This is a genomic window from Clostridium sp. AF36-4 (genome assembly GCF_003435975.1).
GTDB lineage: Bacteria > Bacillota > Clostridia > Lachnospirales > Lachnospiraceae > Eubacterium_F.
On sequence record NZ_QTVH01000007.1, the window covers coordinates 71,458 to 85,273 of the forward strand.

General features: G+C 44.0%; 11 protein-coding genes and 1 other RNA gene. All 12 read right to left on the reverse strand.

Annotation, left to right across the window (positions count from 1 at the left end; translation table 11 throughout):
• Positions 1 to 2: 2 nt before the first annotated feature.
• A complete protein-coding gene (locus tag DW005_RS05420; RefSeq protein ID WP_117478484.1) occupies positions 3 to 614 on the reverse strand; it encodes a type IV toxin-antitoxin system AbiEi family antitoxin domain-containing protein in 612 nt (203 codons plus the stop codon).
• A gap of 13 nt (positions 615 to 627) precedes the next feature.
• On the reverse strand, positions 628 to 3,066 hold the full coding sequence (locus DW005_RS05425) for a transglutaminase domain-containing protein (RefSeq protein ID WP_117478485.1): 2,439 nt from the start codon (positions 3,064 to 3,066) through the stop codon (positions 628 to 630).
• Entirely contained in the window at positions 3,050 to 4,177 is a 1,128-nt protein-coding gene (locus DW005_RS05430) for a DUF58 domain-containing protein (RefSeq protein ID WP_117478486.1), read from the reverse strand. The genes DW005_RS05425 and DW005_RS05430 overlap by 17 nt, the downstream gene beginning before the upstream one ends.
• A 33-nt stretch (positions 4,178 to 4,210) precedes the next feature.
• Positions 4,211 to 5,137, reverse strand: a complete 927-nt coding sequence (locus DW005_RS05435) for a MoxR family ATPase (RefSeq protein ID WP_022376975.1) — start codon at positions 5,135 to 5,137, stop codon at positions 4,211 to 4,213.
• An 80-nt stretch (positions 5,138 to 5,217) separates the two neighbouring features.
• A complete protein-coding gene (locus DW005_RS05440) occupies positions 5,218 to 6,516 on the reverse strand; it encodes a UDP-N-acetylglucosamine 1-carboxyvinyltransferase (protein WP_117478487.1) in 1,299 nt (432 codons plus the stop codon).
• Between the two features lie 71 nt (positions 6,517 to 6,587).
• Complete coding sequence (locus tag DW005_RS05445) at positions 6,588 to 7,154, reverse strand: flavin reductase family protein (protein WP_117478488.1); 567 nt, start codon at positions 7,152 to 7,154, stop codon at positions 6,588 to 6,590.
• A gap of 98 nt (positions 7,155 to 7,252) precedes the next feature.
• Positions 7,253 to 8,575, reverse strand: a complete 1,323-nt coding sequence (locus DW005_RS05450) for a hypothetical protein (RefSeq protein ID WP_117478489.1) — start codon at positions 8,573 to 8,575, stop codon at positions 7,253 to 7,255.
• 2 nt (positions 8,576 to 8,577) lie between these two features.
• Positions 8,578 to 10,890, reverse strand: a complete 2,313-nt coding sequence (locus tag DW005_RS05455) for a hypothetical protein (protein ID WP_147324418.1) — start codon at positions 10,888 to 10,890, stop codon at positions 8,578 to 8,580.
• 40 nt (positions 10,891 to 10,930) lie between these two features.
• Positions 10,931 to 11,193, reverse strand: an RNA gene (ffs, locus tag DW005_RS05460) — signal recognition particle sRNA large type.
• Positions 11,194 to 11,290: 97 nt separating this feature from the next.
• Positions 11,291 to 11,755 (reverse strand): tRNA adenosine(34) deaminase TadA, encoded by a 465-nt coding sequence (gene tadA / locus DW005_RS05465; RefSeq protein WP_117478491.1) that lies wholly within the window; start codon positions 11,753 to 11,755, stop codon positions 11,291 to 11,293.
• Positions 11,756 to 11,787: 32 nt separating this feature from the next.
• Positions 11,788 to 12,219, reverse strand: coding sequence for a hypothetical protein (locus DW005_RS05470; protein WP_117478492.1), 432 nt, complete (start codon positions 12,217 to 12,219; stop codon positions 11,788 to 11,790).
• A 53-nt stretch (positions 12,220 to 12,272) separates the two neighbouring features.
• The gene (locus tag DW005_RS05475; RefSeq protein ID WP_117478493.1) at positions 12,273 to 13,436 is read right to left on the reverse strand and encodes an endo-1,4-beta-xylanase; all 1,164 of its coding nucleotides are present in this window, start codon (positions 13,434 to 13,436) and stop codon (positions 12,273 to 12,275) included.
• Positions 13,437 to 13,816: the final 380 nt, after the last annotated feature.

The following is a 13,816-nucleotide window of genomic DNA, read 5'->3' on the forward strand; positions in this document are numbered from 1 at the left end:
CATCACTCATCCGTTCCGAGGTATTCGCGGACAATTTTGCCATAACGCATCTGGTCCGCATACTGTAAAAGGTGATTCATTCTTTTTTTATTGCTCTTCTTATAGTTTTCAACCACAAGCTGTACGGTTTCTTTTCCGATTTCTTTCTCCAGACGAATGCAATCACATACACTGCGGTCTACATCGTAAATGCGGATATTTCCGCCACCTGTTTTGACATTCAAAACATCATCTTCAAATGTTGTAACAGAGAAATAGTGACGGGATACCGGAAAGTTTAACTTCATATTTCCGCGGTCGGTACGAGCTGTTGCCACATACAAAGCTTCCGGCTCTTCCTTAATCAGTCCGTGATAATAGCATGCGCTCAAGGAGCAGATAACTGCCTTTTTGTTTGTCATACAGGCTTCTAACATTTTGTAATGTTTTGGTTTTTTTCTGCCACTCATTAAGTTCCAGTAATTACCGTGAGACACTTTTTCAATCTTGCCTTCCTGCAGCATCGTACGAATCTGAATCGTCGTAATTTTGTTGTTAAGCAATGTACGTGTCGGCAGATAACCATTTCCCTCCTCAAATAATTCACACACTTTATCATACGTTTTTTTCAGCATGTTCTTGTCCTCCTTATAATACCATGATATACATATAATATAGTTTTCGCATCGGCTTTGCATCACGATACGCTTTCGCGCGGATTTCGTGATAAACCCGTTTGAACTCTCTTAATTGGTCTTCCGTAATCGTGTCCGGACCAAATCTTGCGTGGAAAATCAAAGTCACAAATTCAAGCACATCCTCAAAAGGAAGTTCCATCTCCCTGCTGATTTCCCTGCTAAACTGCGCCATCGACTGTCCGCGGTAAGCAAGCTTGTAGCGGTGGAATACCGGGAGCAAATGCAGATATACCATACGAATCCGCCTTTTTGCTTTCTTCTGCTTCATATTCTTTCTAAACATGTAAGCTCGTATCCTCCGCTGTGCTTCCATTGCCGCAGCAATGAGCAGTAACACAATCACAATATCTAAAATCACAAACCATATCCGTCCTTTGGATGTGCCGTTTGCATTTCCACTGTCACCGGATTTTTTGTCGTTTTGCTTGATATCATCAAATACCATGCTCTCTTCCGGTTCCTGTGTCACCGAAGGGGTCGGTGTTGCAACATTCGGAGCGTCTTCCTGTGATGGATTTTCGGAATCTGTCTGTGCTCCGTTCGAAGTCTGGTTCGGATTGGTGTTTTCATTGGAAGAATCACTTCCTGCCATATCATCCTCACCTTTGCCCGGCGTCACTTCAACGGTTACAAATCCATATTTTTCATCAAAGACTTCAACCCATGCATGAGCGTCTTCATCCGGCACTTCAAATTCTTTACCTTTTTTGACAGCTGCCAGTTCATCTTTACTGACATACATACCCTCGACGTAACGTGCCGGGATTCCCATGCTGCGCAACAGCATAACGGCTGCCGTCGCATAATAGGTACAATATCCTTTTTTATTTTCCTTTAAAAAGTATTCAATGGATTCCTTACCGGAAGGAGTTTTGCCCGGCGATAAGGAATACGTCGTATCTTTTGTAATATAACTCTTTGCTTCAAGAATAATGTCAGACGTCTTCGTCAAACCGGCAGATTTGCAATCTTTTTTAAAATCTTCACAAACCGATTTCATGGAATCCGGAATCTGCAAATAATATTTTTTTGCAAAATCACTTAAATTCCTCCGCTCAACCTCATTTGAACTCCAAAAGTCGGCTGTTGCCATACGGGATTCACCAAGTAAAACATCCGTGCGCAAAATTGCAGGATAGTGCAAATAATATTCTACCGAGTAATCAATTCCCGGTTTATCCACCGTTGAGCGTCCGTTTGTAAGGCTCTTATATGCCCCGGCCGGAAGGCATGGCACCAAAAAGTTGCCATATCCAAACGCAAGATTGCGAATCCTTAATGTTCCGGTCTTCCAAACCTCTTCTTCGCCACTCCGCTCCTCGTCACCCAGTTCATTTCTTAACTGCGTATGCCAGTTTTCTGTTGTGACGCCGGTCGCATCGAGCGCCTTCCAGTCTTTTTTAAAGTTTTCATCCGAGCGAATGGATGACCACTTGTTATTCTCATAGACATCACCGACATAGCCTTTGAGATAAAGTCCATGGTCGGAATTGATGTCTCCGGATATTTTCAGCATTGTTTCACCGGTATAACTGACTTCGCTTTTCTTTCCGATTTTACCATAGGAAATCGCATCCCCGTTAAAGTATGCTTTCAGCCAGGTCATTATATCCTCACCGTCCCATGTCGAAAGTGCCACCAGACTGTTCTTTGCCTGAGACAACTTATCCACATTCCTGTCGTATCTCGAAGGCGGAATAAATAAATAAAAAATGCCACCGCAAACCAAACAGGTTGTCATCAAAATCAATGCCAGTTTCTGGCGCATCCTTCGGTCTGTGGCATCGGTTCGCAAATGTCTCGTTCCGATAATCGTTACCGCCACAACCAAATAGGTGAAAAAATATAAATAACGTCCGATTCTTCCCGCCACAAGCGGCAGAACAACAAACGGTATCGTACCTGCCAAAAAGACCACAGAACGTCTTCTGCGGTAGAAAAATGCACTAATCAGTGCTACAAAATACACACCAATCAAAATCAACAAAAGCGTCGTACAGAATTTTGCGCTTGCACTCTCCGTATCCGCATAGGACAACAAAGATACATTCGTGCCGGTATAGTTCATAAATTCTTTCAAAAAACTATTTGCCGCACTCACAATTCCCTTTAACAGTGCGCCCTTAAATCGAATCACTAATGCCAAAAAGAACATCGTAATGCCGATTAAGCCGTAAAGTTTTCCCTTGCGGAATGTCTCTAGCACTGTAAATAGTCCATAAAATACAATCGAGGCGGCAAACAGTAAGAGTAAACACAATTTACCGTCATAAATCATATCCAGACTCGACGCCGTACACATCAGCGCAGAATATACACCAAGAAATACGAGCATAATCTGGCTGAATTCCAATATGAAATTAATCAGTTTATTATTCCTGATCCTCAATTACGTCACCTCGTAAGTCCATTACTTCCAATCGGTCGCGCACCAAATTCCCGGAATCCAAGGATTCATGGTCAGCCACTGTCAGATACAGTGCCGATTCTAAAAGTCTGCCTTTGCCCCAGTCGACGTAAGCCTCCATCAGCTCACTCTCCTCGGTCGTTGTTTTACTGCGGAATAATTCCTGAAACATCCAGTACAGTTCTTCCTCCTGCTCTACCGAATATTCCTGAATCACACCATTTACCTTGTCGTACCAAATATATGCCTGTGGGATTCCACTTTCAATCATAAACATCGCAATGGAATACACACCCTGAATCAACCGGTTGATTTTATCATTTCTTTCCTGCTTTGTACCGGTCGCGCATAAATCAATAAAAATATGAATTTCTTTCATCAGAGGAAGGCTTCCCTCTTTCACCATCAAATCACCGGTTTTACTACTTAACTTCCAGTGAATTCTCTGAATCTTATCTCCGTCTGCATACTCACGGATGTCAAAAATTTCAGAGGGATCATCTCCCTTTTTATAAGTGGAAAAACGGTCACTGTCCGCACTCGTCTCGTTGTACCACTTGTCTTTTCCAAGATACATCTCTTTCGTCGGCGGCAGGACGAGAACATCCTGCGTCTCAAAATGTTTCCCGATTGTCCACGCAAATATATTCAAATAATCATAGATTCGTACCTTCTCTACCGTGATGGAAACATTTCCACAGTTGTCCATAACAACCGGGATTCTACGGTCTCTCTTTTTCCCGGTATCCACGGAAAAACGAATTTTCATCTTCCCTTTATCGCCGGAAAACGGATTTTCATAACGAACCTTGGCAATTCCTTTCGTCACCGGAAGCAGATGGCTTTTGTTTTCTACCGACAGCGTAATGGCTGCTCTCGCCGGCTTATCAATGGCATCTTTTTCTGCCAGGGGATTTTTTGAATCGACTGACACGCTGACTCTCTTTCGCAAAACAAGCAGAAAAAGAAACATGCAGACCGGTATCGTCACCATCAGCCCCATCAGTGCCATCGCACCAAATTCCAAGTACATAATGGAAATGAAAACACTCACAAAGAAAAGGAAAATGTATAGGATAGTTCCTAATGTCATAATTTCCTCCTTCCGAATCGTATCACTTGTTACTTATAATTTAGGGACTTGAATCTTCCCTACAATTTCCTCAACGACATCTTCTTCTGTCGTGTGGCTCATACGCGCCTTACCGTTTAACAAAAGGCGGTGGGCAAGCACCGCTTTGGAAACACGTTTGATATCCTCCGGCAAAACGAAGGTACGTCCCTGAACGAACGCATGCGCCTTTGACATATCCATAAGGGCAAGCGTTCCACGCGGACTCACGCCGAGCGTAATCATGGAATGATTTCTCGTTGCATCCACAATTTTCGATAAATAAGTAAGCACTTTATCATCGACATAAATCTGTTTTACCTGATCCTGCATCTCAAGCAGTTCCCGTTTTGAAATAATTTCCTGGATAAAATCAAGTGGGTTAATGTCCTGACGCTCTTTAATCAGACGAACTTCTTCTTCCATCGTCGGATATCCCATCGAAATACGAATCATAAAACGGTCAAGCTGGGATTCCGGCAGCATCTGTGTTCCGGCAGAACCAACCGGGTTCTGTGTTGCCACTACGATAAACGGATTTGGCAGCTGGCGTGTCACACCATCGACCGTTACCTGCCCCTCTTCCATGACCTCCAAAAGAGCAGACTGTGTTTTCGTTGAGGTACGGTTAATCTCATCCGCAAGCAGAAGGTTACACAAAATCGCACCCGGCTTGTACTGAAACTCACCATCGGCACCAATCATATTAAAACCGACTACATCACTCGGAAGTACGTCCGGTGTAAACTGCAGACGGCGCTCTGTCAACTCCATCGCACGGGAAAAAGCAACCGCCAGTGTTGTTTTACCAACCCCCGGAACATCCTCTACGAGAATATGTCCCTTGGCTAACATCGCTGTCATCACGAGCTCAATTGCTTCGTCCTTACCACGAATTACTTTACCAACCTCATTCAGAATCTCTTGTACTTTATCGTTCACTTATGATTCTCCTTTCTCACTCATCGGATAATAGCAGAAAACGCCGGATACCCTCGGCGTTCCCTCTTCTATCGTCTTTCTTATGAAACTTTCATTTTAAATTTCCTTACGGCACGTTCATCTTCCGCATCTATTTTTTCCATGTGACCGCCAAGCCCACGGATTTTTTCTGCAAAATTTTCATACCCACGCTCAATATATTGAATATCGTCCACATAAGTATATCCTTCTGCAACAAGTCCTGCCATCACAAGTGCTGCACCCGCACGCAAATCCGGTGCACTCACACGCGCTCCGGTAAATCCTTCCACACCGGTTACAAAAGCGGCATTTCCCTCTACGGAAATATTCGCTCCCATACGGCGCAGTTCGCTGATATACTTAAACCGCGTCTCAAAAATTGTCTCTGTGACAATACTGGTTCCCTCAGACAGAGCAAGCAGCGTTGTAATCTGTGGCTGCATATCCGTCGGGAATCCCGGATACGGCATCGTCTTAACATTTGCATAAGACAAACGATGGTCAGCACAGACACGAACACAGTCATCAAACTCTTCAACAATTGCACCAATCTCAACTAATTTTGCGGTAATTGCTTCCAAATGCTTCGGAATGACGTTTTTAATCATCACATCACCGCCGGTTGCCGCTACGGCAAGCATATATGTTCCGGCTTCAATTTGATCCGGAATAATCGAATACTCCGCTCCGTGCAATGCTTCTACCCCACGGATTCGGATAGCATCGGTTCCGGCACCTTTGATGTTTGCTCCCATACTATTTAAGAAGTTTGCCACATCAACGATATGTGGTTCTTTCGCCGGATTCTCAATAATTGTCTTTCCTTCTGCCATACATGCCGCCATCATAATATTAATGGTCGCACCGACACTCGGACAATCAAGGTAAATATGCGTACCAACAAGATTTTCCGCCTGAGCGTCAATTTTACCATGGTGGATACTTACCTTAGCACCAAGCTGCTCAAAGCCCTTAATATGCTGGTCAATCGGGCGGCTACCAATCTGGCATCCTCCCGGCAGCGCAACTAAAGCTTTTTTATATTTTCCAAGCAAAGCTCCTACTAAATAGTAAGAACCGCGAATTTTACGAATTGCATCCTCATCAATACTTACATCATTAATACAGGCACCATTAATACGGACCGTATGAGAATCTATACGCTCCACAATCGCACCTATACTTTCTATTGCATCCAGCAAAACCCGGACGTCATCAACGTCCGGTAAATTATCAATTGTAACTGGCTCATCCGCCATAATAGCCGCCACGATAATACCCAGCGCTGCATTTTTCGCACCGCCAATGGTAACTTCCCCTGAAAGTGGCGTTCCACCTTTTATAATGTACTGTTTCATCGCAACCTCCACTGATTGAAACATTTTATTTTACTAGTATAACACACTTTTGACATTTGTAAAACAGAAAATCATTTTTTTACGGAATAGCCAAATTTCCCAATTTTCTCACCAAGGACAAAATACTCGCCATGGGAATATGTCACAAGTCCGGTCTGATTGAGTTCAAATTTTCCGTTTTCGTTCATGTATTTCTCACTAATCATGACATCTTCTATTTTTGCCAAAAACATATTGTGGCTGCCAAGCGGAATCTCTTTCTGCACACGGCACTCTAAATTCACCGGGCTTTCGGCAATAACCGGTGCATAGGTAAGTTTTTCACCGGGCATTGCCGTCAAGTTCATCTCTTTGAACTTATCCACATCCCGTCCGGACTTCACACCGCACCAGTCGGTCGCATAAGTAAGTTCCTTTGTCGTAAGATTTATTACAAACTCACCGGTCTCCCGAATCATCGAATAGGAATATCTCTCCGGGCGCACCGAAATCGACACCATCGCAGGGTCGGAGCAGATTGTGCCCGCCCACGCAATCGTAATAATATTTTTCTCTCCATTTTTATTGCCGCAGCTCACCATCACCGCCGGCACCGGGTAAAGCATGTTGCCCGGTTTCCATACTTGTTTTTCGTCCATAACGGTGCCTCCTCAAATGTTTCGCCCCCTCGCCTCCGCTCGGCGGCACGTCGTCGGCGCCGATTTTAATTATGGACTTCGTCCATAACGGTGCCTCCTCACATACGCACTTTATATACGAGCTTTTCTGCCAAATCCGGATAGATGTCTAAAAAGCAGTCCATCTCATCAAATGGTCCGGCTAACATGACAACGACTTTTTCGTCCTCCTGCTCCATCACTGTCTTTAGTTTTTCTACGGATTCTCTCGTCAGTTCGGACGCATCTGTGACTAGCATACAGCCACCGGCAATTTTACCTGCCTGTTCCGACAAATCAATCTGATTTAATTTTTCAGCCGTAATTTTCACAATGCTCCGCACGGAAACATAGCCTACTTTGTTCAGTTCTTTCGCCACGCGCTTTGCGACCGCAAGCACAATGCGCTCCTCGCCGCCAGCAAATACAAAATGAGGCATCTTATCTCCATAACGGACGTGGTTCATCGCACTTTTCAGCGTGCGGTATAAAATTCCATGGTCGGAAATATCTTCTTCTTTTTCCTCAAGCAGTTCTTCTACATTTTCCGGTTTTTGAAGTGGCTTTTCTTTTTTTCGTTTTGCCACAACTTTAACTTCACCCACAGATTCTATTAAAGGAGCCTCCGGATCCAAGACTTCCTCTTCCTCCTCCGATTCAGTCTCCGGTTCCCGCACAATTTCCCCATAAGACTCCGAAGCCTCATCCACATCTTCATTTTCCTGCGGCTCTTCTTCTATTTCTTCGGTTTCCGAAGACTCATATTCTTCTCTTCGCTCCGGCATTTCCTTTTCAATCGTCTCTTCCAGTTCCTCCGGTTCTGCAACCGCCGGGTTTTCACAATGCTCCAATAACTGCATTGCCCGGTCCACAATTTTACCCTCGCCAAACCAAAGTTTCAAATCTTTACATTCCTGAATACATTTGTCAATCTGCCCGGTCTTTTCATACAAACAAGCAAGTCGAAAGCCCCACTCTTCGGTATATTCTTCCTTCTTTAATTCCTCCAGAATCTGAATCAGACGCTCCGGCGGCTCTCCCTCTGCTTTTGCTAAAAGATAACGGAGTTCAAAAGTATCTAACGTAATCGGACCTGCCACTTCATAGGCAAAATACAGTTCTCTCGCTTCTTCCATGTCCCCCATGCGAATTGTCAAACGCAGCAGACGATTTAACATATAACGGGAATGGGTACGGTGGTAAATATGATAAAAAATTTCTTTCTTTTTATCCATCCGCTCTGCCTTCTCATACAATTCGGCATAACGATACAAATCATCTAATGAACCAACTTCTTCTAAAGGAATCGCATCAATTAGTTCGAGTGCTTTTGTGTATTTATTGTCATCAATCAACTGGCGTATTACCTTGCACTGACGCACATTCTCTCGTTTTCTACTCATTTTTATGCTCCTTGTAAATCTAACACAAAACGTCTGGTCTGCTCTACTTCTTCCGGCAAATCCATACCTGCTTTTTCAAAGCGGTGCAGTACCTGATTAATCTCTTTTTCCCGTTTTCCTTTTTCAATCATATAACGGCGTGCCGCATCCCGATACGCATTCTGTGCAAGCAGCCCCTCCGCAATCTGCGGAGCCAGCGGACAATAGGTAAATAGAATTTCACGCGCCACACGATTCAGTTTCATGGCGCCGGTCGCCTCACGCAGCACCCAGTCTGCATAATCTTTTGCAAACACATCCTTGTGACGGTTTCCGCACTGTGTAAGCTGCGCCTTTACTTTTTCACGTTTTTCCGGTGATAAGTCATTGTTCTTTTTGAAGAACTGCAAATAATCCGTATACTCTGCGGTAAGCGATGGATAGCGGTAATTGTTCCACTGCGCTCCCATTTCCGTACGGCATTTTTCCCAACGGAAATAAGCAAGCATTTTCAAAAGCTCTGCCTCTAAATTCTGCTCCATAAATGATGGCAGAAGAATTCTTCCGTGTGTCTCTTTTTTACGTCCTTCAATATCCTGCCACATCAAACCTTTGCGCCCATATACCGGGAATATGATAAATTCCGGCGTGTAACGCCCCGTCACGGTAAAACGATTAAGTCCAACTTCTTCATATGCCACCATACGCTCGCGGTAGAAAATGGAATAATCAATTTTTTCCACGCGGTTTACAATTTTATTAATAATAGCAGACGTTACTACTGCACTTTCCAATTTTGTATAAATGCCCTCTGAACACATAACCGGTACAAATGTAGAAATATTTCCACTCAGAATACGGTCGGCATAACTAAGCAGATTTTCCACTTCAAAATGAAGGCGTTTGGCCGCGTCGTGAAACGCATCATCGCCCTCGGTTTTTGTCAGTTTTTTCTCATGCACTTGCTTGCGAATTGTCTCTTCATAATCCGTATCAAACTCATCTTTTGATGGATTTTTTCTTCCCTCATAAATTTCACGCAGCCACTCGCTCATTGTATAAACGCGGCAGGTAGTTTCTTCTTCTCTCGAATCCGGCAGTGTCAAAAGAGTGCGGAGTTCTTCCTCCGTCAAAAGTTCTTCGCTGACATAGCCATATCGTAAAAATAATTTCACTGCAAGCGGCGGTTTTGCATCCTGAAAACTTTTTTTGCAGGCACGCTCATAGATTTCAAAGAAATATTTCACTAATTCTTTGCGAAGCGCCGTTGCTTCCGGCGTTCTTGCAAACTTGTCCACACACGCCAAAAATGCTTCAACAGCCGATGCAAATTTTTCAGCCGTCTCATCAGAAACTTCTGCGTAATCGAGAATCTGCTGTACCGAATGGTCTAACACTTTTAAATCTTCCTGGTCAAACGCATCTAAGCTTCCGGTATCGTCTGACAACAACGCAAAATAGGTTTCTTCCATGCGCTGTCTGTCAAGATGAAGATTTACACCGGCGTACTCCAATAACAAAGTTTCAGTATTATTAATCTGCTCCAAAATATGGTCAAGCATAACGCTTAATTCGCTGTCATTTTGTCCGGAGCGTCTTACGCCGAGTGCCATACGCCCTACCAGCGAAAACAGATTTTTTTCATCCGTAATCATAATACGGAAATACCGTGTCAGCCAATCGCTGTAGTAACGGCATCCCGCTACTAACTGTGGAAGCACCGCACACTGTTCCTCAAACTGTTTCTGCGCCACATAAGCACTGGCGCCATAATAATTTTTCTGTGCTTCAATTGGAATTTTACTGCACTGAATAAAATACGTGATTTTTTCCGACAACGAATAATTCTCCATCCGCTGGTTTAAAAGACGTTCCATCGCCGCAATTTTTTCTGCCGTCAGACCCGCACCTTCCGCAAGTTTTTGATAACGTGAATAGGTCTGATGCACAAACTCAGCCACCTTCTCTGTCTCAGTTTTCAATTTTCCAAACACACGGAACACATCATGATAAAAGAAATTCAGCGAAGTCACTAAAAGTCCCCGGTACTGTGGCTTCTGCTCCAGCAAAAGAGCTGCCTGCTTTTCATTTTCCATCGGCAACCCAAACAAAACCAAATCATCAAGTGCAACATAAGTAAAGGAATGTTCCTTTTTCCAAACATCGCACATTCCCAAAAAATTTCCTGAGCCGATTGTCATCCGGACGCCCTCGCCCTGTACAATCACTCGTCCCTTAAGTATTAATGCCGTCGACTGCAACGGCTGTCCCTTTTCAAATATAACCGTTCCTTTTGTAATGGAACTGTTTCCATTCAAGACCAAACTCTCTGCCATATGTAACAACTCCTCGCAAAAAAGCTGCATAATATAAAATCCGTGCATCCCATGTCGAATCAAAATCAGAAGACGTTACCAAAGCAGTTAGCTAGGCTCAGGCACCCTCGCGTCACACAGGAAGGATTGCTTAGTGCTGCTTCATTCCTGACCTGACACGGTTCACAAGTTCCTGTTGCGCAAGACCCAAGTGTCAACGCCACTTACTTTGGGCAGCTCTCCGTCAAAAGACCCTCGATGGGACAACACCCCTGCTATAGCGGATTGCAGGTACAGGGCACCGCTATCTCCCCGGCTGCACGGAAATTTGAAACGGTCTGCCTCCCAATAGGGGAAACAAATCCGTTATAAACAATATCACAACAATTATATCTGTTTTTTCACGGTATGTCAAATACCATTACGCTTTTTTCTTTTTTCGCAGTTCTCTGAAAAAACTCGTCATCAATCCACTGCATTCCTCCGCAAGTACACCTTTTGTTATCTCCACCTGATGGTTCAATCCATCCTGCTGCAAAAGATTCAAAACGGAACCTGCACATCCGGCTTTTGGATTCATGCTGCCAATCACCACGCGTGGAATCCGTGCCTGCACAATCGCTCCGGCACACATCGGACACGGCTCTAATGTAACATACATCGTACAGTCTTCAAGCCGCCAGTCGCCAAGCACCTTACTCGCTTTATTAATGGCTAGAATTTCCGCATGAGCAAGCGTATTTTTCTTTATATTTCTTTTATTATATCCTCTGGCAATGATTTTATCCTCATGCACAATCACACAGCCAATCGGCGTTTCCAGTTTGTCATACGCCTTTTCCGCCTGTTTCACTGCCTGTTTCATAAACGACTCATCGCTTGTCATCGTGATTCCTCCTGATCCCGGCAAAGTTTCCTCTAACACTGGCAGCCGCACATCGCACCGCCGCATTTTCTAAGTGCAGTCATGCGCCTGCACTGCTCCCCTGCCTGACATTCATAAAAGCACGGCAATTGTCCTGCCCAGTAAGCGCCATTTCTGCCAATTCCGATTCCTACCACAGCATCCGCGTGGGCAATTGTCTCATCGTCCGGCAAAAACAAGTTACAGACGGTAGTTCCGTTTTTGTCAAAAGTGACCCATCCGCAGGAGAAACACTGCCACTCTCTGCCTGTGCAGTAAACGGCACATACCGGACATTCCTCCGGTAAATCCTGTATGTCCAAAAAAATCGTCAGCGTTAATACCTGTTTTCTCCGCTCTGCTTTTACATAACCGGCTGTCACAGAGCAATCCGGATTTTCTTCCCGTTTTCTCACATAAAACACTTTCCGCATATAGTCCGACATAATCACTGCCTCCCAGTCATTTTTTACACTATATGCTTGTTTCATTATGCGTATTACTTTTCGTTTCCGACTGCTAACACACTGTCGTAGCACGCCTTTTTCTTGTGACTTTCATCGAACAAAAGCGGGTAACTGTCTTCGCCTTTAAAGGATGTCAGCCACGTTACATCATCCGAAAGCCCCCAGAATGTAACGCTCGTCACATTCGCCTTTCCTTCGCGGTCCGCTTTCACAATCATCTCAAAAAATTCTTTATAACGGTCTGCCAGTTTCTTCAAACCTTCCTCCGAATCATCGGTATTATGCATATCCACTTCGGTAAATTGAATCTCCAAGTCACCAATCTCACTGTACTTTTGCATCGCGTCAGAAATCATGCCGGTATCCGGATAATTCATATCCCAGTGACTCTGGAATCCCACACCGTCAATCAATTTCTTATCATACAATTTTTTCACAAGTTCTGCAATGGTACTTACTTTGCTTGGCATATACTCATTGTAGTCATTATAAAATAATTTCACATCTTTATCTGCGTATTTTCTAGCAAATGTAAACGCATCCTCAATGTATGATTCATCGCCGTAAATTTCATACCACAAACTGGAAGTGCGGTATCCGCCGCCGTCGTCACACGCTTCATTTACCACATCCCACGCATAGACAACGCCCGGATATTTTTCCTGGCAGAAACTCAGAACTTTTTTGATGTAACTTTCCATTCTTTTTTTCATCGTTTCTTTATTCACTTTGGCATTTCCTGCATCGTATTTTTCACAGAAAAACCATTCCGGCGTCTGATTGTGCCAGACAAGGCAGTGACCGCGAAGCACAAGCCCGTTGTCTTTTGCCAGTGAAAGACACTCCGCCAAATTTTCCTCATTAATCGCCGGCATGCCGTCTTTGCTGTTTTCCGACGCCCGCTGGTCTAAAATTGCCTCCGGCTTCATGCCATTTTCCATCGTAATACTGTTGAAATTTTCAAGAATGATTTTCTTTGTTTCCTCGTCCTTCAACTGATACGGATTAATTGCAACCCCAACTTTAAAATCCTTTTTAAATGCGTCCTTCAAATTTTTTGCCTCTTCTTTCTGTTCAATTTTTGAACTTTGTTCCGGTGTTGTCTCCACGGCTTTTTTCTCCGCCGGAGCACCACAACCGGTTACCAGTAACATAGCCGCGAACACTGCCGCTGCTAATCTGCCTGCTTTTTTCATCCTGCTTTTCCTTTCTTTGCTGCTTTGCTATATTAAAATCCTTTTACCGCACCCCTACTTACTCAATATGAAAATTATATTTTAGATTGGGGGCTGTGTCAAATGTTGGTTGAAGTTTTTTGAGTTTCCGTAAATAAGCAAGAATAGTTTGCGAAGAGTGGGCGCTTTCGCTAAACAAACGCGTAAGGGTATCGGCATGTAAACAACACATGCCTGATACCCACGTGTTTGTACCCACTCTTCACAAACTATTCTTGCTCATTTACTGGAAACTAAAAAGATACGAGCACTTGACGCTAACCACTAACCAGCTAGTTGAGAGCAGCTTCTTGTGTTTTCAAAACAACGCTTTTTGCTTAAAATACTCTGTAGGGTTGCAT

Excerpts from the sequence above, each read along its gene's own strand:
- DW005_RS05420 (WP_117478484.1), bottom strand. The coding sequence starts at position 614 with ATGCTGAAAAAAACGTATGATAAAGTGTGTGAATTATTTGAGGAGGGA.
- DW005_RS05430 (WP_117478486.1), bottom strand. The coding sequence starts at position 4,177 with ATGACATTAGGAACTATCCTATACATTTTCCTTTTCTTTGTGAGTGTT.
- DW005_RS05440 (WP_117478487.1), bottom strand. The coding sequence starts at position 6,516 with ATGAAACAGTACATTATAAAAGGTGGAACGCCACTTTCAGGGGAAGTT.
- DW005_RS05445 (WP_117478488.1), bottom strand. The coding sequence starts at position 7,154 with ATGGACGAAAAACAAGTATGGAAACCGGGCAACATGCTTTACCCGGTG.
- DW005_RS05450 (WP_117478489.1), bottom strand. The coding sequence starts at position 8,575 with ATGAGTAGAAAACGAGAGAATGTGCGTCAGTGCAAGGTAATACGCCAG.
- DW005_RS05455 (WP_147324418.1), bottom strand. The coding sequence starts at position 10,890 with ATGGCAGAGAGTTTGGTCTTGAATGGAAACAGTTCCATTACAAAAGGA.
- tadA (WP_117478491.1), bottom strand. The coding sequence starts at position 11,755 with ATGACAAGCGATGAGTCGTTTATGAAACAGGCAGTGAAACAGGCGGAA.
- DW005_RS05470 (WP_117478492.1), bottom strand. The coding sequence starts at position 12,219 with ATGTCGGACTATATGCGGAAAGTGTTTTATGTGAGAAAACGGGAAGAA.
- DW005_RS05475 (WP_117478493.1), bottom strand. The coding sequence starts at position 13,436 with ATGAAAAAAGCAGGCAGATTAGCAGCGGCAGTGTTCGCGGCTATGTTA.